At 59.0% G+C, this 1,394-nt stretch carries 2 protein-coding genes; one reads left to right on the forward strand and one right to left on the reverse strand.

The features are described from left to right. A partial coding sequence (locus tag KDK19_RS22740; RefSeq protein WP_257293014.1) for a hypothetical protein occupies positions 1-245 on the reverse strand: 245 nt, incomplete at its 3' end. On the opposite strand from KDK19_RS22740, the gene KDK19_RS22745 reads away from it, so the two are divergent. Further along, positions 246-1,394, forward strand: a 1,149-nt coding sequence (locus KDK19_RS22745; RefSeq protein ID WP_257293015.1) for a hypothetical protein, incomplete at its 3' end; no start/stop codon positions are given.

A 1,394-nucleotide genomic window follows, 5' to 3' on the forward strand; every position in this document is an offset into this window, starting at 1 on the left:
GTGTGCAGGCGCACTCCGGCAGTCTCCTGGCCGATACCCACAGTGGCTTCCAGCTGTGGATACCGGACGAGGCCTGGGACAACACCCGGGTGGTCAGCGAAAACCTGCCAGTGGAAACAGAACCCTTTGCACACTGGCAACTCAAGGCCACCGGGCAGACCGTCGCCAAGTCTAACGATACCCTGAGTGTGCGTCAGTTCACCCCCCGATCCGGCGTGACGATGACGAGCCTGGACCTGGGCCAAATGGTCAAGACAATCCTGTTCAAAGTGACCCTGGATCACCCCGACACGGCCTGGACCAACGCCAGTGCCCGGGCCTTCATCACTGACATCAAGGGAGTGTTGCGCACCAGGGTGGCACAGGCCCGGCAGGAGTTCTCAGCAACAGTAGGTCTGGTACCCCTGACAACCCCGGTCGCCAACCACACCTTGTTCAACCCCTTCAGGACACTGGATCTCTGGTACTTCCCGGACGGTGAAACCCTGCTGGCGGCCAAAAAACGCGACAAATTCAAGATTACGGTCAATGACGACGGCCAGCTGCTCGCCCTGTCGGATACCCGCAAAAAGCAAGCTTTCCAGTTTTTCCCACGGCCTGACCAAGGTGCAAAAGGCCATCCCTTTTGTGGGAAGGCTGGTGCCGTTCTGACCGGGATACCCAGCGAGTTCAAGAACCTGGTCTCCATTCCCTGCCGTTACGACTTCCCGGGTGGCAACGAATTGCGAGGCCGATACCAGTGGGAACCCATTGACCAGGCATGGAGCATCAAGACCCCGCGGGCTAAATACCTGGCCAACCGGAAACAACTGTCCCTGGTGGCGCTGGACCTGAGCCTGATGGGGCCCAGGCAACCCTCCGACAGCCTGATCTTCTCGACCTGGCAGGATTTCAACCAGGCTATGCGTTCCGTGCCAATAAGCGCTCGCCGGCTGCTGGCCGACACCCGACTGATCGCCCTCAAGCTGCGCCCCGGCTATGCCCGAACCCGAATGGCCTGGATAGATTACCGGGGCCGGTATTTCCATCAACAAAAACTGTTGTTCGGCCTGCCTGACAAGGAGCACGGTGCCCAGCAACTGATTATTGGTCAAACCACGGTCAGGAAAAAGAGCACAACCCGGAATGCCCGGCCGCTTGAGTCAACGGCTTCGGTCGTTTATAGCCCAAAACACCAAACGCTCTACCAGGTCATCCTCGATAGTTACCAGTCACTGGGCACCTTTGGCAGGGTAGCCGTGATGGCGGACGGTCTGCTACTGTCAGGAACGCGCGGAGACGACAGTATCAACCTGGAAGCCTTGCGGCTGGATACTTACTACTATGAGAACCGGGCGGCCTCCCGCCGACAGTTTGGGGTCATGGTGGAGGGCCAGGGTGGTTCGGATGTGATT

It is taken from the genome of Endozoicomonas sp. ONNA1, from assembly GCF_024606325.1.
Classification (GTDB): domain Bacteria; phylum Pseudomonadota; class Gammaproteobacteria; order Pseudomonadales; family Endozoicomonadaceae; genus Endozoicomonas_A.